At 45.4% G+C, this 26,253-nt stretch carries 30 protein-coding genes; 11 read left to right on the top strand and 19 right to left on the bottom strand.

Translation table 11 applies throughout. The features are described 5' to 3' along the window. Window positions 1-75: 75 nt before the first annotated feature. Window positions 76-447, top strand: a complete 372-nt coding sequence (locus ACLSU7_RS13505; RefSeq protein WP_413292419.1) for a hypothetical protein — start codon at window positions 76-78, stop codon at window positions 445-447. Here the strand turns inward: ACLSU7_RS13505 and ACLSU7_RS13500 are convergent. The 9 genes from ACLSU7_RS13500 to ACLSU7_RS13460 all read right to left on the bottom strand — a co-directional run bounded on the left by ACLSU7_RS13500 (window position 444) and on the right by ACLSU7_RS13460 (window position 8,496). Continuing rightward, on the bottom strand, window positions 444-800 hold the full coding sequence (locus tag ACLSU7_RS13500; RefSeq protein WP_413292418.1) for a DUF1304 domain-containing protein: 357 nt from the start codon (window positions 798-800) through the stop codon (window positions 444-446). The two genes, ACLSU7_RS13505 and ACLSU7_RS13500, sit on opposite strands and share 4 nt — an antisense overlap. Then, window positions 801-1,265, bottom strand: a complete 465-nt coding sequence (locus ACLSU7_RS13495) for an HPP family protein (protein WP_413292417.1) — start codon at window positions 1,263-1,265, stop codon at window positions 801-803. It lies immediately after the preceding gene. 27 nt (window positions 1,266-1,292) lie between these two features. Continuing rightward, window positions 1,293-2,288: a tryptophan--tRNA ligase gene (trpS, locus tag ACLSU7_RS13490; protein WP_413292416.1), complete on the bottom strand. Its 996-nt coding sequence runs from the start codon at window positions 2,286-2,288 to the stop codon at window positions 1,293-1,295. Window positions 2,289-2,298: 10 nt separating this feature from the next. After that, a complete protein-coding gene (locus ACLSU7_RS13485) occupies window positions 2,299-3,687 on the bottom strand; it encodes an NAD(P)H-binding protein (RefSeq protein ID WP_413292415.1) in 1,389 nt (462 codons plus the stop codon). A 30-nt stretch (window positions 3,688-3,717) separates the two neighbouring features. Then, window positions 3,718-5,292 (bottom strand): RecQ family ATP-dependent DNA helicase, encoded by a 1,575-nt coding sequence (locus tag ACLSU7_RS13480; protein WP_413292414.1) that lies wholly within the window; start codon window positions 5,290-5,292, stop codon window positions 3,718-3,720. A gap of 106 nt (window positions 5,293-5,398) precedes the next feature. Next, window positions 5,399-6,349 (bottom strand): aldo/keto reductase, encoded by a 951-nt coding sequence (locus ACLSU7_RS13475; protein ID WP_413292413.1) that lies wholly within the window; start codon window positions 6,347-6,349, stop codon window positions 5,399-5,401. A 10-nt stretch (window positions 6,350-6,359) separates the two neighbouring features. Continuing rightward, window positions 6,360-6,731, bottom strand: a complete 372-nt coding sequence (locus ACLSU7_RS13470; RefSeq protein ID WP_413292412.1) for a VOC family protein — start codon at window positions 6,729-6,731, stop codon at window positions 6,360-6,362. Window positions 6,732-6,819: 88 nt separating this feature from the next. Further along, window positions 6,820-7,578, bottom strand: coding sequence for a cyclic nucleotide-binding domain-containing protein (locus ACLSU7_RS13465; protein WP_142701756.1), 759 nt, complete (start codon window positions 7,576-7,578; stop codon window positions 6,820-6,822). A gap of 159 nt (window positions 7,579-7,737) precedes the next feature. Beyond that, window positions 7,738-8,496, bottom strand: a complete 759-nt coding sequence (locus tag ACLSU7_RS13460; protein ID WP_413292411.1) for a hypothetical protein — start codon at window positions 8,494-8,496, stop codon at window positions 7,738-7,740. Between the two features lie 163 nt (window positions 8,497-8,659). Between ACLSU7_RS13460 and ACLSU7_RS13455 the strand changes: the two genes are divergently transcribed. Further along, window positions 8,660-9,667 (top strand): hypothetical protein, encoded by a 1,008-nt coding sequence (locus ACLSU7_RS13455; RefSeq protein WP_413292410.1) that lies wholly within the window; start codon window positions 8,660-8,662, stop codon window positions 9,665-9,667. 87 nt (window positions 9,668-9,754) lie between these two features. Further along, window positions 9,755-11,347: an ABC-F family ATP-binding cassette domain-containing protein gene (locus ACLSU7_RS13450; protein ID WP_413292409.1), complete on the top strand. Its 1,593-nt coding sequence runs from the start codon at window positions 9,755-9,757 to the stop codon at window positions 11,345-11,347. 50 nt (window positions 11,348-11,397) lie between these two features. Here the strand turns inward: ACLSU7_RS13450 and ACLSU7_RS13445 are convergent, their stop codons facing one another. Both ACLSU7_RS13445 and ACLSU7_RS13440 read right to left on the bottom strand, forming a co-directional pair. Continuing rightward, window positions 11,398-12,465, bottom strand: coding sequence for a hypothetical protein (locus ACLSU7_RS13445; RefSeq protein ID WP_413292408.1), 1,068 nt, complete (start codon window positions 12,463-12,465; stop codon window positions 11,398-11,400). After that, window positions 12,458-13,228, bottom strand: a complete 771-nt coding sequence (locus ACLSU7_RS13440; protein WP_413292407.1) for a DUF4423 domain-containing protein — start codon at window positions 13,226-13,228, stop codon at window positions 12,458-12,460. The genes ACLSU7_RS13445 and ACLSU7_RS13440 overlap by 8 nt, the downstream gene beginning before the upstream one ends. Window positions 13,229-13,415: 187 nt before the next feature. Between ACLSU7_RS13440 and ACLSU7_RS13435 the strand changes: the two genes are divergently transcribed. The 3 genes from ACLSU7_RS13435 (at window position 13,416) to ACLSU7_RS13425 (ending at window position 15,168) form a co-directional block, all read left to right on the top strand. Beyond that, window positions 13,416-13,910, top strand: coding sequence for a hypothetical protein (locus ACLSU7_RS13435; protein WP_413292406.1), 495 nt, complete (start codon window positions 13,416-13,418; stop codon window positions 13,908-13,910). A 174-nt stretch (window positions 13,911-14,084) separates the two neighbouring features. Then, window positions 14,085-14,441 (top strand): hypothetical protein, encoded by a 357-nt coding sequence (locus ACLSU7_RS13430; RefSeq protein WP_413292405.1) that lies wholly within the window; start codon window positions 14,085-14,087, stop codon window positions 14,439-14,441. 121 nt (window positions 14,442-14,562) lie between these two features. Further along, the gene (locus ACLSU7_RS13425; protein ID WP_413292404.1) at window positions 14,563-15,168 is read left to right on the top strand and encodes a L,D-transpeptidase; all 606 of its coding nucleotides are present in this window, start codon (window positions 14,563-14,565) and stop codon (window positions 15,166-15,168) included. Window positions 15,169-15,262: 94 nt separating this feature from the next. On the opposite strand, the gene ACLSU7_RS13420 is transcribed toward ACLSU7_RS13425, so the two are convergent. Further along, window positions 15,263-15,754: a hypothetical protein gene (locus ACLSU7_RS13420; protein ID WP_413292402.1), complete on the bottom strand. Its 492-nt coding sequence runs from the start codon at window positions 15,752-15,754 to the stop codon at window positions 15,263-15,265. A gap of 108 nt (window positions 15,755-15,862) precedes the next feature. On the opposite strand from ACLSU7_RS13420, the gene ACLSU7_RS13415 reads away from it, so the two are divergent. Next, window positions 15,863-17,200 (top strand): chloride channel protein, encoded by a 1,338-nt coding sequence (locus tag ACLSU7_RS13415; protein WP_413292401.1) that lies wholly within the window; start codon window positions 15,863-15,865, stop codon window positions 17,198-17,200. On the opposite strand, the gene ACLSU7_RS13410 is transcribed toward ACLSU7_RS13415, so the two are convergent. Then, entirely contained in the window at window positions 17,197-17,712 is a 516-nt protein-coding gene (locus ACLSU7_RS13410; protein WP_413292400.1) for a hypothetical protein, read from the bottom strand. The two genes, ACLSU7_RS13415 and ACLSU7_RS13410, sit on opposite strands and share 4 nt — an antisense overlap. A 159-nt stretch (window positions 17,713-17,871) precedes the next feature. Between ACLSU7_RS13410 and ACLSU7_RS13405 the strand changes: the two genes are divergently transcribed. Both ACLSU7_RS13405 and ACLSU7_RS13400 read left to right on the top strand, forming a co-directional pair. Further along, window positions 17,872-18,048, top strand: a complete 177-nt coding sequence (locus ACLSU7_RS13405; protein ID WP_413292399.1) for a hypothetical protein — start codon at window positions 17,872-17,874, stop codon at window positions 18,046-18,048. Window positions 18,049-18,057: 9 nt separating this feature from the next. Then, entirely contained in the window at window positions 18,058-18,468 is a 411-nt protein-coding gene (locus ACLSU7_RS13400) for a CoA-binding protein (protein ID WP_413292398.1), read from the top strand. Here ACLSU7_RS13400 and ACLSU7_RS13395 read toward each other — a convergent pair. From ACLSU7_RS13395 to ACLSU7_RS13385, 3 genes are all read right to left on the bottom strand, one after another. After that, complete coding sequence (locus ACLSU7_RS13395; protein WP_413292397.1) at window positions 18,465-19,046, bottom strand: SRPBCC family protein; 582 nt, start codon at window positions 19,044-19,046, stop codon at window positions 18,465-18,467. The genes ACLSU7_RS13400 and ACLSU7_RS13395 overlap by 4 nt on opposite strands. A 45-nt stretch (window positions 19,047-19,091) precedes the next feature. Next, window positions 19,092-19,529: a nuclear transport factor 2 family protein gene (locus tag ACLSU7_RS13390; protein WP_413292396.1), complete on the bottom strand. Its 438-nt coding sequence runs from the start codon at window positions 19,527-19,529 to the stop codon at window positions 19,092-19,094. Window positions 19,530-19,606: 77 nt separating this feature from the next. Beyond that, window positions 19,607-20,512, bottom strand: coding sequence for a LysR family transcriptional regulator (locus tag ACLSU7_RS13385; RefSeq protein WP_413292395.1), 906 nt, complete (start codon window positions 20,510-20,512; stop codon window positions 19,607-19,609). A gap of 114 nt (window positions 20,513-20,626) precedes the next feature. Here ACLSU7_RS13385 and ACLSU7_RS13380 point away from each other — a divergent pair, with 114 nt between their 5' ends. Continuing rightward, window positions 20,627-21,433 (top strand): pirin family protein, encoded by an 807-nt coding sequence (locus tag ACLSU7_RS13380; RefSeq protein WP_413292394.1) that lies wholly within the window; start codon window positions 20,627-20,629, stop codon window positions 21,431-21,433. 54 nt (window positions 21,434-21,487) lie between these two features. Here the strand turns inward: ACLSU7_RS13380 and ACLSU7_RS13375 are convergent, their stop codons facing one another. Further along, window positions 21,488-23,908 carry an Ig-like domain-containing protein gene (locus tag ACLSU7_RS13375; protein WP_413292393.1) on the bottom strand — a complete coding sequence of 807 codons (2,421 nt, stop codon included), beginning with the start codon at window positions 23,906-23,908 and terminating at the stop codon, window positions 21,488-21,490. 202 nt (window positions 23,909-24,110) lie between these two features. Here ACLSU7_RS13375 and ACLSU7_RS13370 point away from each other — a divergent pair, with 202 nt between their 5' ends. Then, window positions 24,111-24,521, top strand: coding sequence for a hypothetical protein (locus tag ACLSU7_RS13370; RefSeq protein WP_413292392.1), 411 nt, complete (start codon window positions 24,111-24,113; stop codon window positions 24,519-24,521). Here ACLSU7_RS13370 and ACLSU7_RS13365 read toward each other — a convergent pair. Together ACLSU7_RS13365 and ACLSU7_RS13360 are read right to left on the bottom strand one after the other, a co-directional pair. Further along, window positions 24,518-24,889 carry an MGMT family protein gene (locus tag ACLSU7_RS13365; RefSeq protein WP_413292391.1) on the bottom strand — a complete coding sequence of 124 codons (372 nt, stop codon included), beginning with the start codon at window positions 24,887-24,889 and terminating at the stop codon, window positions 24,518-24,520. The genes ACLSU7_RS13370 and ACLSU7_RS13365 overlap by 4 nt on opposite strands. Further along, window positions 24,889-26,208, bottom strand: coding sequence for an MBL fold metallo-hydrolase (locus tag ACLSU7_RS13360; RefSeq protein WP_413292390.1), 1,320 nt, complete (start codon window positions 26,206-26,208; stop codon window positions 24,889-24,891). The genes ACLSU7_RS13365 and ACLSU7_RS13360 overlap by 1 nt, the downstream gene beginning before the upstream one ends. Between the last annotated feature and the right edge of the window lie 45 nt (window positions 26,209-26,253).

Below are 26,253 nucleotides of genomic sequence, written 5' to 3'. Positions count from 1 at the left end.
ATCCTGCGAAGTCCAGTGATAATAATCAATCAACAGCCTCGACAACACGTCAAAGGCCTGGCTACAATGTGAAGCATGGAAATTATTGAAGTAGTCTGCCGTATGATATTCGGTTTACAAATGGCCTTCTGGGGCCTGAATGGCTTCTTTAACTGGGTGACGATTCCACCCTCTCCACCCGTCATTGAAAAGTTCGTAGAAGCTTGTATCGAGACTCGCTTCATCATGCCAACAACCAAAGTCATCGAAATCGTATCAGGTCTGCTTTTGGTTCTGGGTCTCGCAGTGAACCTAAACTTGATGCTTTTTGCACCGATCGTATTTGTGATTACGTTTTTGCATCTGCTTCACAATCCCAAACCGTGGGGCATCGTTGTGCCAATCACGCTGCCTTTTGCCGTGGTGATTGGCTTTCACCTGCCAGCATTGTTTGCGGGAAATTTTTAAAGCAACGAGATCACAGCCAGAATAGCTGGTAAGGCCTGAATAAAGAAAATACGGCGACTGACACTGTACGCCCCGTAAAATCCTGCAATGATCACACAGACCAGAAAGAACATTTTGATTTGATAAGCAAAGGCCTCATTCGGTTGAAAGAGTCCCCACAACAAACCCGCTCCCAAGAAACCATTGTAAAGACCCTGATTGGCAGCGAGGACGGCGGTGGCTTGCGCTTTCTCGAAAGTATTTCTGAAAACTTTTAGGCCTGTGGGCTGAGTCCACAAGTACATCTCCAGATACATGAAGATGAAATGTTGAATTGCAACTAACGCCACTAATGTCAGGCCCAAAACTCTCATCTAGATTCCCGTCTGTGAGATCTTATAGGCGATCTCATCTAAGCTTTCGATATCAAACAACGTCGAAAGTGTGTGTTTTCTTGGAATTTTATCTAAACTTTGCGCCAGCAATCGCAATAAGTCATCTGTTGTTACAATCCCAATCAATTGGTTGTGTTCATCCCCGACCAGAACCGAACTGATTTTCAGATCGAGCATTTTTTCAATCGCAGAATGTAATGACAAATCATGAGCCATCCACACCACGGGGCGAGACATAAAGTCTTCCACACGGGCGTGATATTGACTGGAGTTTTTAAGAATATCTCGTTGAGAAATGACGCCGACGATTTGCTCGTCTTGATCCATGACAGGTAAATGGCGAATTTGATTTCTTTCCATCACCTGTCTTGCATCGGCCAGGGTCGTTCCGACTGAAACTGTGATCACATTATTGGACATGACATCGCGAGCGAGTTTAGCCATAAGGGGCTCCTTTGCAGGTCGTCCCCTTTAGTACACAATACCCATCGCCTTTTTAACATCAGAAAGAGTTTGTGCTGCAACAGTGCGGGCTGATTCTGTGCCAGATCGCAAGATTTCACGCACATAACCCATATCTTTTGCGTATTCTTCGCGGCGTTGGCGCATCGGAGCAAGCTTAGCTTCCAAGATTTCCAAGATGCGTTTTTTAAGAACGCCATCACCCAAACCACCGCGACGGTAGTGCTCTTTCAAAGCTTCCACTTCAGCTTGGTTTGGATCAAAGACATCAAGGAATGTGAATGGCACGTGTCCTTCAACTGTTCCTGGATCTTCAACTTTCAAGTGATTTGGATCCGTGTACATCGCATTTACTTTTTTCTTAAGCTCATTGGGAGTATCGCCTAAGTAAATCGCGTTACCCAAAGACTTAGACATTTTCGCTTTCCCATCGATACCCGTCAGGCGGCCTGTTGTGCCGACCATCGCTTTGGTATCGTGGAATACTTCGGTTTTGTAGAGGTGATTAAATCTGCGAGCAATCTCGTTGGTTTGCTCGATCATAGGCTGTTGGTCTTCACCCACTGGTACCAAATCAGCTTTAAATGCCAAGATGTCTGCTGCTTGAGAAACCGGATATGTGAAGAAACCAGCTGGGATGGAATCTTTCATATTCTTTTGACGGATTTCATCTTTCAAAGTTGGATTTCTTTCCAGGCGAGCAACTGTCACCAGGTTCATGAAATAAAACGTCAGTTCAAAAAGCTCTGGAATCTGAGATTGAATAAAGATCGTGCTTTGCTTTGGATCGATTCCCACAGCGAGGTAATCAAGTGCAACCTGCTCTACATTCTTACGAACGTGTTCTGGGTTTTCATAATAATCTGTCAATGCCTGCGCATCCGCGATCAAAACGTATTGATTGTAATCGGATTGCAACTTTACGCGATTTTGCAAAGAGCCGACATAGTGTCCAAGATGTAAAGGGCCAGTGGGGCGGTCGCCCGTCAAAATGATCTTTTTCATTCCCAAGTATTTACCCTAACTTAGGGCGCTCGACAAGCGGGCGTGCAAGATGCCGCGCAAATTGCTTCATCACCCATAAATGAACATAGGCCTGCGTCACTTTATAGAAGTACCAGGGAAGTCGTGGCCTGAAATCATGAATGGCGGCCAGACAAGCGGTCCCACCCAGAACTTCCCGAAACTCCAGACGTCCCCGGCCGCTCTTTTTAGAGAAAAGTCCGCCTCGAACATAAAAAAGCTCGCGATGCCCCCAGCTGCGATCCGGAGAATACTCCAGCACGAGCAAGCGAATGTAAGGAAAGCGATTGCTGAAATAGACCCAGCGATCTTTCACTTCCACTTTCATAACTCGTGGGCGCATCACCGGCAGATAGGCCATGTACTCCAAAGCCACGTCTTTGGCCGTCCATCCCGCCGGCAAAGGCATTCTTTGCACCGAGCGAACTTCGTGTTTCGCATCCCTTGCCGCGTGAAAGGCGTGGGGCTTTTTAGCATCCGTATAATTATCGATGGCTTTTTTTAAGGCCTCATCAATTCCCATAAAACGGTGACCTGGGATTTCCAAGCGATGATCTGGGCGCACCAGCAAGGGATTACGTAAACTTTCGATCAGTGGATTGATCAAATCTTTGGGGGCTCCCGTTACCAGACGAACCCACAGAGCTGACAGGTGCGGCGTCAAAAAAGGAACTTTCCACAAAGTTCTTCTTAATCCCAGTTGATCCGCCACTCTTAACATCATCTCGCTATAGCTAAGAATGTCAGGACCGCCCAAATCATAAATCTTGTTGTCGGTTTCGACGGTCTCCATGCTGTAGCGAATACTTTTTAGAACATCGTCCAAGGCAACAGGCTGACTGTCCGTAGAAGTCCATTTGGGACATAACATCACCGGAAGTCTTTTCACCAGACGAGTCATGATTTGAAAGGACGAACCATGGGAACCAATGATCAACGCAGCTCTTAGAATTGTGGTGGGAATGTCGCTATTTAGAAAAACACTTTCCACTTCACGACGGCTTTGCAGATGTTTCGACAGATTTCTTTCGTCATCTGGAATAAGGCCGCCGACATAAATAATCTTTTTAACTTTGTTCTTCTGAGCGGCTCTTAAAAAATTGTCTGCGACGATCAAATCAAAATCTTCAAAGGAGCCTTGAGACAAATGAGCCGAAGGCTGCATCGAGTGCACCAGGTAAATGGCGACTTCAGCTCCCTCCAGCGCTTTTTCGGCGTCCAATAAACTAAAGAGATCGCAATTGCGCCATTCGCAGGAAGAATGTTCTTCAGAATGAGTGTGCTGTGAGCGGCTTAGGCCCACAATAGAATAAGTTCCCTTTAAATCTGCAACCAGAGCTTTCCCAATGAACCCACTGGCTCCGGCGATAGCAACTCTCATGAATGCCTCCGGAAGATTTTGACGGAAAAATTACTGACCGAGCTCCGCCATAATGTCCCAACCAAATTTTGCCAGCTTTGCTTCGCCGATGCCATGGACATTTTTAAGTTCATCCAGACTTTGTGGGTTTTGGACTGCTAAATGCTTCAGTGTCAAATCGCCAAAGACAACAAAGGCAGGAACGTCGAGCTCCTTCGCCTTTTCTTTGCGCCATTTTTTAAGAAGCTGGAAGCGCGCCTCTTGCGCTTCATCAAACACCAAGCCGTCCATGTCGACAGTGGTCTTTGACACTTTTGAACGAGTTTTGGTTTTTGTAGGAGCTTTTAGCGCTGCTACTGGTCTTACGACCTTGCGCTCGGATTGAGGCAAGCAAGTATCACAGTGACCACAGCGTTCAATACGTTGAGCATCTTTGTAATATGTAAGAATCTCGGCGTGACGACACTCTCCGCCCTCAGCATAATTCACTAAGGCATCAAGATTTCTCCAGCGCGCGTTCTTGATTTCCTTGGGAGCTTCAGAGCTAGTGATGAAATAAGTTTGCAAACCCTTATCTTTTTTTGAATACAACATCAAACATGTGGAATCGAGGCCATCCCGGCCGGCACGTCCCATTTCTTGATAGAGCGAATCAATCGTTGCAGGCATCTGATAATGAACGACCAGGCGCACATCAGGTTGATCGATTCCCATGCCGAAGGCATTGGTCGCAACCAGGATTCTTAAATCGCCACGCTCATAGGACTCTTGCGTTTCAGTCCGCTCAGAGGTGGAAAGACCGGCGTGATAATATCCCACCTTATCCAAGCGACGTTGCAGCTGTCCTGCGAGCTCTTCCGTCACCTTGCGGGTTCCGCAATAAATAATAATGCGCCCCTCTGGTGTTTGTTGAATTGCCTGCATCAATAAAGCCGCTTTAGCTTCTTCGTCAGCGCAGAACTCAACCTGATAATAAAGGTTGGAGCGATAGAATCCGTGAACACGACGCTCAGGACTTTTAAGTTTGAGATTAATTGAAATATCCGCAAGAACTGTCGGAGTCGCGGAAGCGGTCAATGCTAGAACTGGAATATCCGGGCGCAGTCTTTTTAGAATTTCAAGCTGACTGTACTCTTCACGGAAATCATGACCCCACTGGGATACACAGTGAGCTTCGTCAATTGCGAATAAAGCAATCGCGCGATTTTGAATCCAGCGCTGAAAGCCTTCCTTCTGCACGCGCTCTGGGGAAAGATACAACAAATACGTTCCGCCCTTTTCGATGTCCTGAAATATTTGGCGTTTTTCTGCATCCGTTTGACCTGCATAAAGGCAGCCCGCGGGGATGCCTTTTCTTTGTAAGGACATGACTTGGTCCTTCATCAAAGCGATCAACGGAGAAATAACGATCACCAGCTTATTTGAAAAAACCGCCGGAAATTGAAAGCACAGGGACTTGCCACCACCTGTTGGCAATACCGCCAGCACGTCTTTGCCGGATAGAATGCCGTTGATGATTTCCTTTTGCCCAATACGAAACTGCGAAAGACCAAACGCAGATTGCAGCGTTTGTTCTAAACGGTTTGGATCCATAGATTGTACCGGGGAAACGGGGTCCTGAAGCATAGGGCTACTTTCCTTGAAAAGAGCCCTTCTTTGCAACCAAGATTCCCGCGTTAAAATGGATTATTTCCCTTGCAGAGCCAGAACCCTGAAGGAATCTCGGACAGGGTTAATAGCGACTCTCAAAATCCAGTTTTTCGACTTCCACTGTCGTCAGATTTATCTGCGAAGCTTTGGTCAAATCCTTTAGCTGATCCAGGGAGGTAGCGCTCGCAATCGGAGCCGTAATCACAGGCCTTTGCATAAGCCAGGCCAGTGCTATGGTCGCTGGTTTTACCTGATAATCTTTTGAAATATCATCTAAAGCCCACAGAATTTTTTTTCCACGCTCATCAAGATAGCTGAGCGCTTTTTCTCCCCGGGCACTTTGCTTCACATCTTCTTTCGAGCGGTACTTGCCTGTCAAAAATCCACTCGCTAAAGAATAATAGGGAATAACTCCTACTTCTTTATTTAAGCACAAAGGCTCAAGTTCTTTTTCAAAGCCTTCGCGATCGTGAAGGTTGTACTTTGGCTGCAAAGTCACATAAGACGGAAAGCCCTGAGTTTCCGAGATGTGTAGACTTTCCTTTAGCCGTTTCGCCGTAAAGTTTGAAGCGCCAATAGCGCGAACTTTACCTTCCTTAACTAAAGCATCATAAGCTGCCAAAGTTTCTTCGATTGGAGTTTCCATATCATCCGTATGCGACTGATAAAGATCTATATAATCCGTCTGCAAACGCTGCAAAGAATCTTCCACGGCCTGTTTGATGTAAGCAGCTTTTAAACCTTTTTTATCGGTAGCAAGTTCCATCCCCACTTTTGTGGCAACCACTATTTTTTCGCGGATTTTACGCTCTTTCATCCAGTTCCCTATGATGGTTTCTGACTCCCCACCTTTGTTACCAGGGACCCAACGCGAATAAACATCAGCCGTATCGATAAAGTTAAAACCTGCCTCCACAAAGGCATCCAATAACTGGAAGGACGTTTTTTGATCGATTGTCCAACCAAAAACATTTCCTCCAAAGCACAAAGGGGCAACTTGAATTCCTGTTTTACCCAGCTGACGTTTCTGCATGATGTTTCTCCTACATAGAATGAAGACCTACACGATTTCCTTCGGTGTCTTCAAAAATTCCAATATTGCCATAAGGACCAATTGATTTTTTGCCTGAAAGAATTTTTCCACCGTTATCGCTCACCTTTTGCAGCGAAGCTTCAATGTCTTGCACTGGAATATACGGCAAAGTTCCCTCATGAGAAGGCTTATAACCCGGGCCCTTAACCAGAGCACCTGAAGCCCCGTACTCTTTCATATTTCCCGATGGAAAAAATGCAAGCTTCAGCGGTCCCATCTCTTCCATTTTGAATTTTAGATCAAATGACTTTTCATAGAAAGTCATCGCGCGTGAAATATCAGTCGCAGCCAGCTCAACCCAATTAAACATATTGGATGCCATAATAAAAAAACCTCCGTCTGAAATCTGACTCTAAGAATCAGAAAGACCGGAGGTTTCCGTCAATATGACATTGCACACTGTTTGCTGGTTAGCCTGTCAGCGCTTTATTGGCTCTTTTCAATCTCAACGCGAGAGTTTTCACAAGGGCCTTAGCCCAGGCAGGTTTGGAGAAAATCACACTCTCCAGAGCTGACATGGGAATTTCAATCAACTCTACTTCGGTGACTGCTTCCACGGTCGCAGAACGGGGCTCGTGATTAAAATGCCCCATCTCGCCCACGAATTCGCCGGGACCAATTTCTCCCAGGCGCACGCGGTCTCCCGTTGTTGCTTCGGAAAACGCATTCAAAGTTCCGTGTTTAACGATATAGACAACTTCCGTGTCGTCGCCTTCCTTGAACAAAGTCTCCCCCACAGTCAAACTGCGAAGCTTGTACTGGGAGCCATCCTTCACTGGCTTGGGAGCAACGATTTTAGAGACAACTTCCAGCAAAGCCCATTCTCTATTTGGCTCTGACAGGAATGATAATCGTCCGGATTGCACTTCATGTGGAAACATATCGTGATCGGGAACGTAGGACATCATCACTAAGAAGATGCCGTTATTATTTTTTTCTTTTAAAACTTTGGCGATAATATCGTAGCCGGAACCTTTAGGTAGATACTCGTCGACAAACATGATTTTCGGTCTGACGTTGTCGATTTTGTATTTCGTGTCGAACCAATCGCTGCCGTGAAACACAGAGCAATTTGTGAAATGTTTGTTGAGAATGTCGGAAATCGCGGTGATTCGCGTGGGATCACCACTAACAATCAAAAAGCTGTTTTTATCCTGGCTGCGGCTCATACAAAAACCTTCCATAATTTTCAGCCCTATTACTAGGACCCACAGACGTGCCAGATACTTTATTATCAACCTTAACTGTCTAACTCTCAACAATCTGTCTAAAAGTTACCTATATTTTCTCAGGTTGATGCGATTCGATTGTGTCGTTATGGGATTACATTAGTTCAGTTGATATCTTGCGAGATCCGCAGCGAACTCTTGTTTGGATTGAGGAAAGCGTTTGTTCACTGCCTCGATAAGTGACGCTCTCATATTGTGATTGGGATTATTGGCGATAACTGTTAATAGACCCTGCTGGCAGCCCGCATAACTGCCACAGTTATTCAGATAAATTTCATAGGCAACAATGACAGGGATATAACTTTGATCCGTTGTAGAGGCGATATTTCTCTCTTGCTCGGTGCGGGCATTATCCATTGTGATTGTTGCTTCCGGCGCATAATCAAGCGATTCCGCCAAAGCTACCTCGGCGAGCTGTTTATCGCCACCACGGCCATTTATCATATCCAAAGCTTCAACTCTTTCAAAATGTGCAGAGTTCGCAGCTTGCAGATCTCTATAGTAATCCCAGAGGACTTGTTTCTTGTTAGGAAGAGCATTGAATTTTGCGCGCAGCTCTTTCACACGCCCACGCAGATCAGATTTATTTTCCGCAGCACGAGTCGTCTTAATAAGATCAATTAAGAGAGCGCGTTCTTTTGTTTCCACGGGAACAGAAGTGACCTTAGGTACCGTCGCTAAAGGAGTCGACGCTGAAGCGATATTGCGGTTTGCTGCTTTATGAGTCGTTCCATCTGTCACGGCCTCCGGCGGCGGTTGTGGATCGGCTGAATGATCGACGCTTTGCTCTTTTTCACGGCTAAAAAATAGAACGGCGACAAGGGCTACAGCGGCTAAAACCACGAAAGTTTGCTTCATTAATAGATTATCCCTGTGTGCCCTAAGAAATTGCAACTGGAAACAAAGTCCATGCTTTAGTCACCTGTTAGACTTTGGACAGCTGATGTTCGTTTAATTCGTTTAAAACGAAAACGACCCCATGGTCCTTTATTTGCTTTGAGTAACTGACATTGGGGGGCCAATGAAATTTACAGCAACTGCTTTATTTGCAGCGACCGTTCTCACATATAATATTGCCAACGCAGGGATCACTTGTTCTTCAACTGAATGTAAAGCTGAAGACATGCCACTCCTAGATCAAATGGAATCATCAGTTAAAGCTAAGTTCGGATCAATGGCTTGTTTGCCAACTTCATCCACTATGGTGATGGAGTCGATCTTCAATACAAAAAAAGATATCGTTGCTGGCAGCTTTACGGAAAGCCTTTACCAACAAGGTTCCTACGGCGCAGTTGTTATGCTAGGTATTGATATGAAAACCACCTCTGCCAACGGAACCTATGTAAATGATGCGAATAAAACTTTCGCTAAAATTGCTCAAGGTTTCTCAAGCGGCGCCACGGGTTTTAGTTTCCAAAACTCACAAAAATCCCTGACACCGGCAAACCTTCTTGCAGAAATGCAGGGTGGAAGCTTGGGTTCCATTCTTTTTGCATCCTATATTCCTAAATGTTCATCGATGGCCAGCGGTCGCCAAACTTGCAGCTTCACTCGTCAGTATGGTCACTCCGTAGCGGTACAAGGTGCTTCCGCAAGTTCGGTTTCAATTTATGACCCGAATGATGAAAAATGGTCTTCTCAGCTGTTAAAGCTAGCTGATGATTCAAGCTTCTCGGGTGCGACTTTGTCCTTGCCATCCCATATCGGTGCAGATGCGCGCATTTTGGATAAAAACTATTACACTCAAGGTGAAGTGGACCTGGCTGAATATTTCTATGGTTTGAAAACGTCTTCAGGTGCTTCCACACCGGTGGTGACTCAACCAACTCCTGCACCATCGCCAGTGGTAACACAGCCGACACCGGCGCCATCACCAGTTGTGACTCAGCCGACTCCAGCGCCATCTCCGGTTGTAACTCAACCTAAACCTTCACCGTCTCCAGTAGTTACCACTCCTAAGCCATCTCAAACATGGCAGCAATGGGTGCAGTACTATCGCAATAAAGGGAAATTTGCTTCCCGCAGATAGTTCCCTCTATGAAAAAACGGGCATAACCGACGGCAGTTTCGACTGCCGTCTTGCTATTAGAACGGTTTTTGCGTAGAACCGTTCCCTATGATCAGCACATCCAATATCAGCCTCCGTTTCGGTGGCAAAAAGCTTTTTGAAGACGTAAATGTGAAATTCACTCCGGGCAACTGTTATGGCCTGATCGGGGCTAACGGCGCCGGTAAGTCCACATTCCTTAAAATCCTTTCCAAAGAGATCGAACCAAATACAGGCGAAGTCATTATTCCCGGGAACCTACGCCTTTCTGTTTTAAAGCAGGATCACTACGCTTACGATGAATACCCTGTTCTTAAGACCGTTCTGATGGGTAACGAGAAGCTTTACAAAGTCATGACCGAAAAAGACGAGCTTTATGCAAAGCCTGACTTTTCAGAAGAAGACGGTCACCGCGCCTCTGAGTTAGAAACCACTTTTGCTGAGCTCAATGGCTGGGAAGCAGAGTCCGAAGCTGGCGTCATGCTAGCGGGACTGGGTATTGGTGATGAGCTTCACAGCAAATTAATGAAAGAATTAAATCCCGGCGAGAAAGTAAAAGTGCTTTTGGCGCAGGCTTTGTTTGGCCGCCCTGACATCCTTCTTCTGGATGAGCCGACGAATCACTTGGATATCTATGCGATCAACTGGCTTGAAGAATTCCTTTTAAATTTCGATAACACTGTCATCGTGATTTCGCATGATCGTCACTTTTTGAACAAGGTGTGCTCTCACATTGCCGATATAGACTATGGCAAAGTGACGACTTTCACCGGGAACTATGATTTCTGGCGCCAAGCGAGTGAACTAAAACAACGCATGCTTGCTGACCAAAACAAAAAGAGTGCTGATAAAGCGGACGAGCTTAAAGCCTTCATCGCGCGCTTTAGTGCGAATGCCTCTAAGTCTGCTCAGGCATCTTCCCGTCAAAAACAATTAGAGAAGCTTGAGTTCAACGACTTACCAGCTTCTTCCCGCAAGTCTCCATTCATCGGGTTTGATATCAAACGCGAATTGGGCAATGACGTTTTGGTGGTTGATAAGATCACTAAAACTTGGGAAGGCGAAACTGTTCTTAAGAACGTTAGTTTCACCCTGAAAAAAGGCGATAAAGTCGCTTTAATGGGTCGTAATGACTTGGCTAAGACTTTGTTAATGGAAATCATCGCCGGTCAAATGCAGGCGGATTCTGGCTCTTACACGTGGGGTATCACGACAACTCGTGGTTACTTCCCGACAGATAATTCTAAATACTTCCAAGGCAGCGAGTCTTCCTTGGTTGAATGGTTACGTGAGTTCTCTGAAGACAAGGACGAAAGCTTCCTGCGTGGGTTCTTGGGTAAAATGTTGTTCTCGGGCTCTGACGCCTTGAAACAACCAACGGTTCTTTCCGGGGGCGAAAAAGTTCGCTGCATGTTCTCAAAACTTATGCTGGAAGGCTCTAACATCCTGATCCTTGACGGTCCGACGAATCACTTGGACCTAGAGAGCATCACGGCCGTCAATGAAGGCCTGCAGCGTTTTAAAGGCACTGTGATCTTCACATGTCATGACCACGAGCTTTTACAAACGGTTGCAAACAGAATCATCGAAATCAACGAGACTGTTACTTATGACAATCACATTGATTACGAAGGCTATATCAAAGCAACGAGCAAACACTAAGCAACGCATACATCTGAAAACTAAAAAGGCCGGGAAATCCCGGCCTTTTTTTATTTATCCAATTTGATCATCGGTTCGAAACCCATCTCGCCCCAGGACATTGGCTGGAACGGCAAGCGGATCACCTTATACCACGGATCGCGGTACTGCTCGACCACCAAGGAACTCGCATCATACTTCCACTTGTTATTCACCTTCGTCGCTGTGAAGCTGATAGACATCTTGTATTCGTTACTACGAAGCAGGATGTTTGTTTTGAACAAGCAAGAGTTCGAGATATTCCCGATAAGCTTCACTTTCATTTTCGTGTTGCTCTCGTCGAATTTATCCCAGTGCAAGTTATAAAGAACGGAACCCGCTGGTTTTTTGCTAACCAGGTCCAAATCCGGAATAGGCAGAATTGGCACCGGGATTGAAAAGCGATAGCACATGGCCTCGTTTTCAATCGCAGCGGAGATATCGATCAAATCCTCACCCACGTTTAGGATCACATCTGGTGTCGCTGTATAGACGTCCTTTGTAAAGACCATCGCAGAGAAATCGCTACTCCATGGCAACAGCGGAGTTACCGACAATTTAGATTGAACGAGCATTGAAATACGCACACCCAACAAATCCAATTCTTCGTGAGAGTAGCCACCATAATGATGACCGAACTCATGAACCAGGATAGCTACCGCTTCTGGAATTGAAACTGCAGTGTATTCACCTGTCGGAGCTTTGCTGTAAAGGAGATCGGAATTGATATAGATCGGGGAATTTGGAGTGCTTCCCGTTTTTGCAACACGAACCAAACCGTCAATTACAAAGAAACCTGGAGTCTTTTGTTCAGAGCCGAAGTAAAGCATGCGGCTTCTGACTTCTTGAGGAAGACCTTTTGCAATCTGGCTGATGATTTGGCGCTGACGCGGATCAAGTTTACAAGCATCCGAAGTCAGGCAGACTTCGATGTATTTTTCTAAACGCTCATAAGCATAAAGAACGTTCTTTTCAGCGATACCACCACCGTTACCGATAAAATCACCCCCAACAAGTGCATTCGCTGCGACTGTTGACATAGTGATCGCCATCATCACGAAAGAGCGGATTTTAAAAATTGATTTCTTTAGGTTACTCACTCTGATCCTCCATGCTACCGTCCACTTTCGTGAGCGGAAACAATTGAAACGAAAACGTATATACCTCAGATAACGGGCCATCTTCTAGCAGATCCTCGATCTTTTTACGAGTCTTTAAAATCACGTCGTTAACTAAAGGAAGCTTTTCAGGATTCACTGCCGTTGTGATCGAATAAAATTGTCGGCGTTCGACAGGATCATTGTGGAGTGAATGCTCTGCTAAATGTAAATTTTGAGTGTGATGCTTACGTATTGCAGCTGACGGTACATCTCTATTGATAAAGATTGGTTTCGCTGTTCGCACCATACGGTTGCGGTTTTTTTTCAGAAGATCCAGTCTGAGTAAACGCTCTAGCGCATGTTCTGCCTCTGACTCTTTTATTCCTAACCGCTTTGCAATCCAGCGAGGATTCGCTTTGTTATCCGGGAGTTTCGCCAGATTCAAAATAGCCACGTAATACCAATCCGACATCAATCGGAACGTATCTTCCTCCATAAGAAGACGATCGTCGATTTCAACCTTCTTAGAGCCTTGCTTGTACTCCGCCCAGAGAAGTTCTTTCTCCAATGGAGAAACCAACAGGCGTTCCATCACTTTCTCTAAGTTCGTTTTAGAAAGTGAACGGCGATCCCCCATCACATCAGATAATGTCGTGGAACCAATATCCAAATCCCGCGCAAAGGCACGCAAAGAATATGATGAATTGCGTGCCTGCCTTTTCGCGAGTTCCTGCATTAATAACTTTTTTACAGTGATTTCCATGGAACCTATATAGACACAAAACTCTAATAACGCAAGTGTTCGGGACACTTTGTCCCGTTTTTAGTGATCGGGACATTATGTCCCGTTCGGGGCCTAGACAGCTTAAAACACCTCGGCTATCTCTTGGCCCATACCGCAGCGGCGGAAAGTTAAACGAATAACAAAAACAATCCTAAGGAGGATTAAAATGAAAAAAGTATTCTTGGCTATCGCAATGGTTTTGGGTGTTTCTCAAGCTCACGCTTACACAGCTCCAGCTTGGGCTTGTAACTTGAACTTCAAAGGCACTGCCTCTGGCATTAAAGTTATCCTGGGCAACTATGAGTACAACGGTAAAGGAACTTTGGCTTGTATGTCTCCAACAGGTCAAACTGCAGAATACCCTGTAACTGTTACTATGAAAGCTAAGCCTTTCTCTCCACAAATCGCATTGGGCAAAATGGAATTGACTGGTCAAGCGGCTGAAATCGCTCTTTTCGATTCTAACCCTGAATCAATCCTAGGCACATACTATGTAGCTCAAGCTCAAGGCGCAATCCTTGGTGGCGTTGGTTTGATCACTGCAACTCGTATCGACCTTCCAACAATCGCTCTTAAAGTTTCCTTCCAATTCGCTAAAGGTTTCGGCGTAAATCTTGGCGTTAACAGAATGGAAATCGCTCTAGATCAAGACCGTAACTAATTCACTGACGAATTGGGTGCGCGAATCCAACAAGCCGGGGAAATAAAAATCTCCGGCTTTTCTTTCCTGAGAAATTATTATTTTTGATTAACCGAAGAGGTATTTTCAATGTTCCAAGAACTATCCGGAGAGGCGTTCGCCCTTCCAAGCCCAATCAAACAAAAAGAGTTAAGTATGATTCAACCAATTCACATTGGTAGTTACCCTGATTACCGCGATTTTTTAAAGGAGAAATTTGTTGCGGAGAAAACCAAGAAATACTCGTTCTCTCTTCAATATTGTGCTGACCGCCTTCACGTATCGAAAACTTTCGTGAAGCTTGTGTTTGACAAAAAAAGACATTTCTCGATGGATACGCTTCCACGTTTGTGGGATCTATTCAAACTTAGCGATAAGGAACGCCTCCATTTGACATTCTTGTTCTGCCACACGGTTTCCGACTGCGATTTGTTGAAACACCAATTCGAGGTGATCATGCGCAACGTGCAGAACGAAACTTTGGTAGTTCCTTCCGCAACAGAAGTCCCGTAATAGCCTAGGTCCACCTCAATTTTTTGTACGCAAGAGTACACTGAGTGCAAGTTCAACCACTCACAAATTGAGGTGTGACATGAAAACAAGCCATCACGTAACATGTTTCAGCCTTTCCCTTATGCTGCTCGTGGGGAATTATGCGAAGGCTGACGTTTCCACATACATTGACGATGACCGCATTCCTAACATGCTAGAAGATATCGATCCCTTCGACCCCAACGTAGAACAGATCCTGGATCACTACGATAAAATTTATGAACAAGAAACCGGCAAGCCCGCACACATCAACACGGTGATGGATGACATCCTCGGACCTTTTGGTGGTTGTAGACGAAATGCATGCTCGGTCTGGGCTCAAGTAGTGAAAAGTTCTCAGCGCATGTACTTGTATGTGAACGGAAGCTTGCGCGGTTCATGGGCTGTCTCGACTGGCATGGCCGGATATGGCACACCTAATTTCGATCGACATCCAAATGGTCGCATCTTTGACCGCTACACCTCCACTAAATATCCCGAAGGAGATTATAATGGTTTAGGCAACATGCCTTATGCTGTGTTTATCACCGGAGGTTATGCCCTGCATGGAACACCTAAGGGCAATTGGCCGAAACTTGGTAAGCCGGCATCCCATGGTTGTATACGCATGCACCCTGATAATGGATATACCTTCAATCGCTTGGTAAGAGCCTATGGAATTAGTAAAGTTTGGATCACGGTTCAGTAGGCCGGCCTGCACTCCGGCGCTGCCGGAGTAAGCTTGCCTACACTCCGGCGCTACCGGAGTAAGCTTGCCTACACTCCAGCGCTGCTGGAGTAGCTTAAAGAAATCTACTCGAAGTGACCAGAGTGGGAATCCCTTTCCCACTCCACTTCGTATATTGATACTTCCCGCCGGGTTTCATTTTTTCTGATTTGATTTCTACATCAACCAAAGCATTAAAACCCGCGATCACAGCCAGGAATGCCAATCGCATGACTAACTCCTCGCGGTCGTCGCACTCTTTGATCTCAATCGCGTTTTCTTTGCGACTGAATTTTTGTGTGATTTTGGAATCTTCTTTCATAAAGATGCTGATCGCTTTTGCTTTTCGCATCTTCTCTTCATAGTCCGTTAAAGCAGGTGCGATCTCTCGATCATAGCAAGGCCCACAAAACACGGACTTATCAAGTGGAGCCGGAATCACTTTATAGAATGAAAATGTGCCTTCTTCGACAAATTGAGCACACTTTTTACAAACGTGTTCATGGCATATACCACATTCCAAATGGGCTTTGGGTTTTTGACAGACACAGCAGTTAGTATTTTCCATATTGATAATTCCTTGACCAGAAATTACATGACACACCGTTTCGATGCAAGGTCCAAAGTATTGAAGGTTTCACCTACTCAGAGCAGATTCGCCAGATCGGAGATATCGATGGCAGAACTCGAACTTAGCAAAAAAAGACAGGTTGTTTTTATATACTCACTTAGTTGTTTGATCGGAGTCGCAATGACTTTCGTCGCAAAGGGACTGCTATTAGCGATTCAGCTGTGTACCAACCTTTTCTATTTTCAAAGTTTTTCATTTGAAAACCGCGCTCCGGCGGAAAACACCTTGGGTTGGATTTCTATCATCATTCCAGTGATCGGCGGACTTTTAGTGGGAGTCATGGCTCGCTGGGGATCCAAGGCTATACGTGGACACGGAATTCCTGAAGCGATGGAAAACATTTTACAGCGTGATAGCCGCATTCCTCGTCGTATCACTTTATTAAAGCCACTTTCCTCAGCCATCGCCATTGGTTCCGGGGGCCCTTTCGGTGCCGAGGGTCCTATCATTGCGACTGGGGGTGCTTTGGGATCTTGGATTGGTCAAGTTCTGCCCGTTTCTTCTTATGAACGAAAAATTCTTTTAGCTTCTGGCGCTGCCGCCGGAATGGCTGCGATCTTTGGCACTCCTTTATCGGCGGTGATGATCGCCATCGAATTATTACTTTTCGAGTTTCGTGCAAAATCATTTGTACCTGTTGCTTTGGCCACGGTCATCGCAGCCACTTTGCGGGGACTATTTATCGGCTCTGAATCCTTTTTCCAGATGCCAGCATTGGGCGAAACAGGCGTGACTCAGCTTTTGGTATTTCTAGGCTTCGGTATTGTGATGGGGCTTCTGTGCATCTTTGTTACGAAATCAATCTACTGGATTGAAGACGCCTTTGAGAAGCTTCCGATTCACTGGATGTGGTGGCCCGCTATTGGTGGGCTCGCGGTAGGTGTCATTGGTTTGGTAGAGCCGCGCAGCCTGGGGGTTGGATATGGAAATATCTCAATGAGCTTAAGTGGCTCTCTGACCATCGGAGCGGCTGCAAGTATTTTGGTTTGGAAGTTTCTGTCCTGGGCGCTTGCTTTAGGTAGTGGAACTTCAGGCGGAACCCTGGCTCCGCTTTTAACTTTGGGAGCGTCATTTGGTTTTATCGTAGGCACAGGTCTCACCATGCTATTTCCAGATTGGAATATTGATCCCCATGCGATGGCATTGGTTGGAATGGCTGCGCTTTTTGCAGGTTCATCCCGTGCTTTGTTAACCGCAGTTATTTTTGCTTTAGAAGGAACGAAGCAGCCACTGGGATTAGTGCCACTGCTTGGCTGCTGTTCAATTGCTTATGTGGTTTCATCACTTTTGATGAAAAACTCTATCATGACCGAAAAGATCGTTCGTCGTGGTTTGGAAGTTCCGCACGAATACTATCCCAAACCTGGAACCGCAAAGGGCTAGGGTCGAAACTCTTCGCATTTTGTAACTGCGAGTTCAGTCACTCGATCGTTTTCAGATACCAAGGGAATGTAATGCTTCATTCTTAAAAGTGGAGCCCCTTGGTCATACCAATTATCCACGGACATATCCACGACAGAGCCTCTGGGAGTGAGTTGTGTTTCTTTTTTTACGATAGAAATATCTGCGCCTTGAGGCTGGCAAGTCTTTAGATCCACTCCCCAGATTTCTGTTCCTTCAAAAACATACAAAACACTTTCAATAGTAGAAGTATCGTTAGTTCCCACAAGAGCAATGCAGAATCCGGTGTTTACCGCTCGTGACGAGGTCCAAGCTGCAACACCCGCCGCCGAGTCACCGGAAGAAAGCTCAAAACCATCGCGATTGTAATCGACGGCAGCGAATTCCCATTCACTTTCATTTTGTTGATATTCGCACGTGATATGATTGAATTTTTCAGAGGCCACGGCCAAGCTCGTCGACAGTGTTACTAAAGCGGCAAATAAAAATCTCATAATCACCTCCAAAGATGATTTGAGTAAGACTGCTAAACCTTGTCAAGATATGAAGGACGGAAACTTCGCAGTCTTTAAGTTTGCATATTTACAAACACTTTGGAGAGACGCATTGAATCTGTGCTCAAGGTGTAGGACCCTGAAACTCAGGAGGTTCCTATGGCAACACCAGATAAACCACAAATTCCTTCGAATCCGGTCGAGAATCCTGACAAGGGTGATCCCCGCAAGAATGTTCCTGAGATCGATCCAAGACCCAGCAAGGTTCCTGAAATCGATCCACAACCCGGAATGCCAGAAAAAAAATTACCGCCGGATCCACAAATCAGAAGCTAGGAAATTTTTATGAACGTCAAAGATAATGAAATCAAAGCCCTGCTGGAAAAATATAAAAAGTTTTCCGTGTACGGGCTAAGTCCCGATCAGACCAAAGCCAGCCACTATGTCCCATTGTATATGCGTGACCATGGCTGGGAAATGGTCGGAACTTATCCAAAGAACCACGAAGCGAATGGTTTTAAAATATACTCGTCACTCAAAGAAGTACCAACAGAGTACAGAAAATTTGTAGATGTTTTCAGAAGCTCGGATCGTATTCCTGAGGTCGTTGATGAAGTTTTGGCTGTAGGTGGCGTGGAAGTTTTATGGCTGCAGCTGGGAATCAGCCATCCAGAAGCAGAGTCCAGAGCTGAAAAAGCAGGGATCAAAGTAGTCTCTGATCGCTGCCTTATCATCGAACATAAACGCTGGTTTTAATTTTGGGGAGACTGCGTAGCTGCGGGCTCTACAGCAGGTGTAGTCCCCGCCGGCGCTTCCACTACCTTTTTTAGATTTTCAAAACCCTTCTCCATTTGCGTCCTAAACATTTTTTCGCAATCAATTAGAACTGTCATAAGCTTTGTCATAAAACCGCCATCACCATGCATGGCCCATGTGAATTTCGTCAAAGTACCTTCCGGGGTCAACTTATAGTCAATCAATTGCTCACCATGCATTGGCTCCGTCATCGTCAGTTTCATTTGCACGAATTCATTCGGCCTGATCTCTAACATTTCCAATTTCCCGGAGCCGGCATCTTTGTTACCTTCGAACTCCATAGCAGAGCCGACTTTACCATCTTCACCGGTGTAAGTTTTCTTCATGTTGGGGTCCACTAGTTCATAGGGATTCCATTGCCCACCCAATTTGAAATTGGAAAGATAAGGGAAAATCTTATCAGCCGGAGCATTGATAACAGTACTGTTTTCATAATGGAAAGATCCACTGCGAGTAGCAACATATCCCAAGAACAGGACGATAATAACCAAGATACTGATTGCGATTTTTTTACCCATTAGATTTCCTCCGAGCCCTTATGGTGTCGTGATTAGATCTTAAGATCAACTAACTAATCCCGCATCGCGATAAGCCTGCATCTCGTCCCCAGCAACAAAGCCAAAAATCTTCGGCCCACCTTCGCCATTTTGAATAAAGTAAGTCACGTCAAAATCAATCGACTTTAACGGCTGTCCAGCTGGTGTATAATCCGCACGATAATAAACTTTCACCATATCATGAAAGCGATCAATGGGAGTTACCATGAGATTACGTACATGCATCTCTCTGGTGCCGATTTTTTGATAGAAAGAGTAGGCCTTTCGCAAAGTCGCCGAGAAAGTAATATTATTTGAACCTGTTTCCACAGAATCAGGTCCCGCAGCCAGGAATTGATCGGTAAAAAAACTTTGTACTAATTCTGTATCGAGGTCGCCTTTAAGACCGCGATTGTAGGCCTCAACGTATTTTTGAAAAAATTCTTTGTACTGCCGGGCAGGCATAGTGTCCTCCAAAGGAACCACTATGATAAGCTAACGGATGATCAGACTCACATGACATTCGTGTCACTATCTCGCGACTATTTTTTCTTTGGGTTTTGCTTCATGCAATTACTGAGGAGTTGTTCCCACACAGCCCGGGCCACCGGGCCCATGGGTTTGTGTTTCATGCGCATGATATGCAAATCCAAATAGAATGACTTCACATGTTCGTCTTTAATTTGAATAAGAGTGCCACGACTTAATTCTTTCTCGACTTCACTGTAAGGCAGACTTCCCCAGCCAAAACCATTCGTGATCATTCTGTGCTTTAAAGCATGATCAGTGACATAGCTTTTTTTGGAATCTGCTACCAACCCTTTGCCATCTCTCTTAAGCAAATTTGCTTTGTCACCTTGTTGTAAAACCACGATCTGAGGAAATTGTTTTAAAGACTTATAGGTAAGGTTCGGCAATTTCTTTGCCAAAGACTTTGCTACAACAGGAATCATTTCGATTTTATCAAAAAATACACTTTCGATATTTTCATGTTCTCCGGATTTCGTTGAGATAGAAAAATCCGCATCACCTGAAAGCAGGGAATTCAAACCACCGCTCATGATTTCGGAACGAAAGGTCATCTCTGTGGGATGTTTACTCAGAATAGTTTCTTGAAAGACTCCCTCGATTGCTTCAAAGCGCACGAGTGGATCCAGAACCACTGTCAAATAGGGCTCCACTTTTTTAGATCCCAATTCTTGCCCTACGGTTTGCAGTTCACGGAAGGATAACAGGCATTGCTTTGCCCAGTTATAAAACATCAAACCCTCAGCAGTAAGTTTGGGGCGGTATTCTTCACGATTAAACAGCTGCAAATTAAACTCCTCTTCCAGCTTTTTAATGGCGACACTGAGACTGGGCTGAGTTTTGTTTAAAAACTCTGAGGCCGCTTTAAAACTTCCTTTTTCCACAATCATTTCAAGTGTTTCCAACTGATCTATCGTCATAAAGCCCCCACTTCCTCGACCCTAACTATATAATTATAAACTATATAGTCTATTAAATCTTATTAATTTTTTTAAACATCGAAATCACCGATACTTAAGAAATGGGAGGCACTCATGAACTTGAAGATTCCCCTGAAGCGTCGCGGATTTATCTTTGGCGCATTAACGACAGCAATTGGTTTATTTGTGGGGGCAGTGCCTCTTATCAGAAAGGAAAAAGGTATGTTAACAGTAAGAAGATCAAACGACAGAGGATTGGCAGAACACGGATGGTTGAAATCTCGTCATACGTTTTCCTTTGCAGAATACTATGACCCAGAACACATGCACTTCGGCCCGCTTCGTGTCATTAACGAAGACCGAATCGCAGCAAGCTCTGGTTTTGATACACATCCTCACCGTGATATGGAAATCATTTCCTACGTCATCTCTGGGGGTCTACAACACAGAGATTCCATGGGTAACGTGGCAGTTATTAAACCTGGTGAAGTACAACGCATGAGCGCAGGCACAGGTGTTCTTCACTCGGAATACAACGATGAGTCTGATAAAGAAACGCATTTCTTCCAAATCTGGATTATGCCAAATAAACGTGGCGTACAACCGGGATACGGTCAGAAATCATTCGAGAAAGAACTTGCATCGCAAAAATTGGTGCATGTGATTTCCACTGACGGTCGCGATGGCACAATCGGAATTCATCAAGATGCTGATATGTATATCTCGCGCTTGAAAAAATCCGAAGAGCTTGATTTCAACATCGGTGATGACCGCCGCATGTGGCTTCAAGTTGTCAAAGGCAACGTCGAGGTGAATGGTGAAAAGCTGGCAACAGGTGATGCGATTGCTGCAACGGACGTAGCAACTGCGAATATCAAAGCGAGCGATGACTCCGAGATGATTCTATTCAAACTTCCGTAATTTATCCCTCCCCGACACAAAGGCGAGCCCATCAGGGTTCGCCTTTTTTTTGGACTAGTTGGGATAAAGATAAGCTTGCGGCACAATTTGTTTCGCTTGCGAAGGAGACTGCCAGAACAGGCGCACCACTGAATCTCCTGCCGATTCATAGAAGTCCATTTCGATCGCATACAGACTTCCAGCGGTCAAAGCAACCGATCCACAGTTTTCTGTTTCACCGTGATCTGTCCAGTTATTCACAACATAGGAGCCGTTGATTTTCAAACGAACCCCGTCATCCGATCTCGTACAAAAAGTATAGGTCTCGGAATATCTGGCTTTGATTTTGCCACTCCAGCGAATCGAGAAATTGTCGCCCACACCCAAGGGAGCCGTTCCGGATCCCCACGTAAAATCCACAGTGGCATCAATGCGTGAACCCTTTAAAGAGCTTAGCGTTTTGCCGTTATGATAGGTGCCGGTTAATCCCACGCCATCATTCGTGAATCCCTCGGTCGCTGAGTTAGATACCGTCACCGCTGTGGATGCAGAAACAGCACCCAGCTCCGCTGATAGATTTGCAGCACCTTCCGCCAGTGAGCTTAACAATCCCGGTGTTTGAATCGAATTACTTATTGAAGCAATAGCGCGGGCGGAGCTGGCCCACTTTACAGCAGTTGTTAAATCACTTGCAGCCCCGTCAGAGAAACGCCCATAGGCTTTCATGCCAATTGTTTTCCCGGTGTGCATGGTGATCGCCATGGGACGCAAAACCAAACTCGCCAGAGTTGTTGGAGTGATAGTCATGCCTGCGGTTGCTGTGACAGCTCCATAAGTCGCAGTGATATTAAAACTCACCGTGCTAGATCCCGTATAGATGGAACTCATTAGTCCATTACTTCCCTCGACGTTGCTCATCACCGCATACAGGGGATTTGAACTGCTCCAATTCACGTTTTTAGTCACATCAAGAACTGTTCCATCAGCAAACGTCCCTTGCGCTGACCAATTTAAGTTCACGCCTTTAGGAATCAACAACGCGCCCGGACTGACTGCAATCGTCTGCAAGGAAACATTGGCGACTGAAAAAGATTTTGTCGTGCTAATACCGCCAAGCTCTGCACTGACGACAACTGAACCCGACGCCAAACCTTTTGCATAACCATTGTTCGGTGACTCGTTTGAAATACTCAGTAAGGATTCATCATTCGATCCCCACAGCACATCAGCGGTAATATCTTGGGTGGTCCCATCAGCATAAGTACCGATGGCTTTTAGACCGACAGAAAATCCAGTCGGTAAAGTCGTTGGCGCATTCTGAATGGCGATACTGGAAAGGGATGTTGCCGTGATTGTCAAAAGGGCGCTGTCATTCAAAACACCCATCGACGCTTTGACTGATACAGAGCCTGAATCAATACCAGTGACCAAACCCGTCGTATTAACAGAAGCTTTCGCTGGATTATCAACGGACCACGTGACTTGATCAGAGATATCCCGAACTGAATTATCCGAATACACGCCCGTTGCTACATATTGCGCAAAGTTCGCCTTAGCGATTGTCTTAATGGCTGGCGAGACTTCTAACGAAGTTAACGTGGCACCTGTAACCTGGATTGAAACATTCGCACTTTTTCCACCGTAGCTTGCTGTGACGGTTGTGGTGCCTGCAGATTTACCGACAAGCTGGCCTGCGAGGGTCGCATTTACTTCTGCAATTGCTGGATCAGCACTGACCCAGGTGGCCGACTGAGTTAAATTAGTCGTACTACCATCACTGTAGGTCCCCGTCAGTTTGAAGTTTTGCGCTGAACCAATTCCAATCTTTGGACCATAGGGACTTAATGCAACAGAGCTCAGTGTAGCTCCTGTTACTGTGATATTTTTGCTGACAGTCTGTCCGCCAAAAGCCCCTTGTATGGAGGCCGCTCCCGCAGAAAGCCCTGTCACCACTCCACTTTGAACAGATGCGACGGTGGTATTTGAAGACTTCCACTCCACCGAACTCGTGACATCACTGGATTGACCATCGCTGAACGTGGCTGTGGCTTTTAAAGTTAAGCTTGCAGCAATGGGAGTCGTGTACTTGGTTCCCGTCACTGAAAATGAAGTAAGTGCCGGACACGAAAGAGTCACTGATACATTTGCGCTGACCGTGCCACTCGCATTGCTTAAGGTACAAAGCATACTGGGAGATTGTGGTTGTTGAGTGATCGCTATGGAATACAGAGCTCCTGATTTAGCTTTGCTCAAAAAATTAAAATTGTTCGCGCCATCTGATAAAGTCACAGTTTCCGTGGCTACACCATCCAGGGAGAGCTGCATTTTTATTTGTGAATGTGATGGCGAGCTGATCGTGCCTTTAAACGTGTAAATGGCTTTGGCTTCCGTACTTTTTTCGTCGTCTTTTTCCGCTGGAGCACAGGCGCTGAAAAACACTGTCAGAAACAACGCATGAATGTGCAAAATTAGGGATCTAACAGTGACAAAACCCATACTTACTCATCGGGATTAAAACCGGAATAATTGAAGGAATATCCCAAGGTTATGAGATTTTAAGGTTCGGTAATTCATAAGTTCTAAGCCGCGCTTACGATCCACCGCGTTTTCCCTCACTAAAGTCGGGAAATTGGGCGTTTCACGGTTGACGAGGGAACCCAGATTTTGTCATATGCGACCTTCGACGAGGGAGGTCTCAATGAAAAAAATCGCTCTAATTTTCGCTGTCACATTGGTTTCTATGAATGCATGGTCTTCTGCTATTGTACTTCGCTGTAACTCACAAAAAGGTGAAGTACTTATCAACTTCGAACCCTTGTCAGCAAGCTGGGTTAACAAAGATGGATCAACGACGCCGTTCCTTCGTTACGGCAACATCTGCAATCAAGACGTTTCTAACTACAATCCAAAACCGAACTGCCGTGCGGAAGAAAGATCTGAAGATCACTATTGGATTCAAACATTGGAATGCGAACATGGTGGACAGTGGTTTGCCGATGCAGTGATGGAGATCAGCCAGATTACTAAAGACGGCCGCTTCCAATGCAAATCCAAATTCGGCAGCAAAGAAGACATCAAGCTAGAACTTGATAGCTGCCGTCCATTCTAAGAAAACATTTTCGGTTTAGACGCCTGGCTCTTTGATTTTGCCGGGCGCTTGCTCCACTGAAATTTGCGCAGATCTAATTTTCCCTCTGCGGCAAATTCGACTCCTTCTTTTTCAAGCTTTCTTTTTTGTTCTCGATAATTTCTGCTTCCGACGTCGAATGAAATCCGGCCCTGTGAGTTAAGAACTCGGTGCCACGGCAATTTGTAAGTCGTTGAACATGAATGCAAAATCCAAGATACGCCGCGGGACCCCTGAGGCTTACCAGCAAGCTCTGCAATCTGTTTATAGGTAGCGACCTTTCCCGTGGGAATTTTCAAAATAGTTTCGATCACTTTTTTGGAAAACGGCGAAAGTTGAATGACTGCCATCAATTCCCCTGCTTAAGGATTCTATCCAATTGAGCTTTTTGATAAGTTCCAAATTCTAAATTAAACAGGCAGCGAATCAAAGGATCTTCCACCACGTCGACGTCGACGGATTTCTCAACCCGAAGATAAAGCGAAGTCAGACTCTCCCCCGTTGTCAAAGCAGAATACAGTTTGGTCGCAATGACTTCTGTTTTCCACTCCACAGGCTGTGGAATTTCACTAACGCTTTCCATTTCATCATCACTTAATTTGAAATAGAATTTCGTCTCCGCTCCGTCAAAATCAAAAATAGAGAGCTGCCAGAACCGTGCCTTATTGAAATATACATCAGCTGAGGGGCCTACTTCTTTATACTTCTTCGGCAATTCGTTTTGGCAATAATGTCTCACACGATCCATCTGATCTTTGGAGAGTTGTGGGAAGTTCTTTGCAATCGCAGAAATTAGCGGAGGAACGAGTTCAGGGTCATAGTGATAGTCTACATTCTGATTACCGATGGTCTGAATCCAAGGCAATGATTCTGCTGCGCCAATTGACGAAGTACCAAGTTTGATACTTGTTCCCGGATTCAATCGAAAAATGTTTGTCTGAAGTAAGGTCTTCCCCACCTGCTCAGAAAACAACTGATATGAAATCGGGAAAAATGCCTGGTTATACCAAGACCACTCTTCCATTCTAAATTGGCAGGAGCTAGGAATTAGATTAGCAGGAGCAAGTTTGCCTAGCTGTTCTAACCATTCCTGGGGAATTTTTCTATCAGATGCTTCAGCCCTCAAAGGCTCAATCACCTCAAGCTCTCGCATAGTTTGGAACGGCCACATGACAAGATCCCAGGGCTTTTCCTTTATTAGCAGATTCATTGTTTCTTCATCGACCCATGAATCAACAACATTCAAAATTTTTAGTCCCTGCACATTCACTTGAAATATAGAATCAACGTCCACATCCAAGGCTGGCAAGGACTTCACCGCAAAGGGCCCGATCTCGACTGTTCCGTCCAATTCTAGAGCATGCACGTTCTTAAATCCCAGCTGCCTGATCCAATCAAACATTTCTGGATGAACGCAAAACATGTAAATCGGCGTTGTTCGGTTTAACAGGTTAAGACTATCGAATGAACAGTGATCATCATGATGGTGGGAAATAAAGACCGCGGAGAAATTTAACGCTCGAATGCGATCAGAATCAAATTCCAACGCGGGATACGCATAGCAGTTTCGGCTGAAGGGATTTTCAAATATGGGATCAAAGGCGATTTGCACACCTTCACTCTCGAACACATATCCCGCATGAAAAATTCTAGAAACTTTGACAGCCATGGTCTTGCTTATACTCGATCATGGCTGCAGACGGCAATTCACTTA

It is taken from the genome of Bdellovibrio sp. HCB185ZH (assembly GCF_047302455.1).
Classification (GTDB): Bacteria; Bdellovibrionota; Bdellovibrionia; order Bdellovibrionales; family Bdellovibrionaceae; genus Bdellovibrio.
Note: the sequence above shows the minus strand (reverse complement) of the source record. Positions and strands in the feature narration are given on the sequence as shown.